The 505-nt window shown below is 24.0% G+C and carries 1 protein-coding gene; it reads right to left on the bottom strand.

The genetic code is table 11. The annotated features are described in order from the left end of the window. On the bottom strand, positions 1–224 hold a 224-nt coding region (locus ACYU7Q_RS21940; protein WP_460611590.1), incomplete at its 3' end, for a hypothetical protein. Positions 225–505: the final 281 nt, after the last annotated feature.

Raw genomic sequence — 505 nt, forward strand, 5'->3', positions numbered from 1 at the left:
GTATAAGGACCTATTGTAGAATATATAGTTTCTCCTTTATTTTTGCAATGAATAAGATCTAAATCTTTTAGACGATTTATCATTGCAAAAATATCTTTAGGATGCATCTTCTTATTATAACGAGGGATTAATATTAAGTATTTACCCTTATTTAATAATTCTTTTGAATTACTATTAATTACCTTTGATTTAATTTTATTTAGTTTAGATTCTCTACGGTGCACTGTTTTAGTATGGGAAGATTCTATAAATTCTTTTGACTGTTTTGTTTGCGTAATAAGAAAATTATCAAATGTGCTGCTATATTCTCCTAAATAACTATTATCTCATTCAAAACGTTTAATTGCAACATTGTTAAGTATATTAAGTTTAGGTTTAAATTTAACTATTAACGATTGCTCTAATATTCTTATTATTAATTCTGTAATTGATATTAGTAATAATCGTTCACCTTTGCTTAGTTTATATTCCGGATTTAATAATTCGAATTTTTTCAAATAATTAG

It is taken from the genome of Hymenobacter terrigena (genome assembly GCF_054776515.1).